1 protein-coding gene is annotated in these 712 nt (G+C 48.9%); it reads left to right on the forward strand.

The genetic code is table 11. From position 1 onward, the window contains the following. Positions 1-712, forward strand: a 712-nt coding sequence (locus R7Z49_RS24950; protein ID WP_318112375.1) for a tetratricopeptide repeat protein, incomplete at both ends; no start/stop codon positions are given.

The following is a 712-nucleotide window of genomic DNA, read 5'->3' on the forward strand; positions in this document are numbered from 1 at the left end:
CCTAGTGAGGGCGTATTTGGTTCACGTGCGGATATGAGTTCAGACGCTCCGATGCTGATCGCGCAAGTAGCGAATGCACCGAGCAATACGACCACCAATTTGGTTGAAGAGAGTTCAATGCGCATTGAGCAAGTTGAACTTTCACACCGTCAGTTATCGTTGAAAGCGATCAGTCGAGCAGAAAAAGCCATTGATGCGAACGATATGGAAACGGCGCTTTCTGCTTATACCGAAGCATTGCGTTATGAGCCAAGCAATATCGAAACGCGTCAAAAGCTGGCGGCGCTTTATTTCGGTAAAGGGGATACCAGAAAGTCTTACGAAATCCTGCAAGAAGGCATCAACCTTGATAAGGATAACCAACCGCTAAGACTCGCGTTGTCGAAGCTATTGGTTAAAGCCAATCAGCCTTCTGCGGCACTGAGCCCACTGGTTCACTTGCCTCCAATGCCGAGTCGAGATTACTTGGCAATGCGCGCAGCCCTTGCGCAGAAACAAAAACAAAACGACAGCGCAGTAGAAAGCTACCAGCTACTGACTCAACGCGAGCCAGACAATGCTCGCTGGTGGCTTGGTTTGGCGATTCAGCAAGAGCGAGCGCTCACTTTTACTGCTGCGATTAACTCTTACAACGAAGCGTTAGGTAAAGTAGGGATCTCGAATCAGTCGCAAGCTTTCATTCGCGATCGATTAACCATCTTAAAGCAACTGG

The sequence above is a fragment of the Vibrio sp. 1562 genome, assembly GCF_033340155.1.
In the GTDB taxonomy this organism is placed as follows: Bacteria; Pseudomonadota; Gammaproteobacteria; order Enterobacterales; family Vibrionaceae; genus Vibrio; species Vibrio alginolyticus.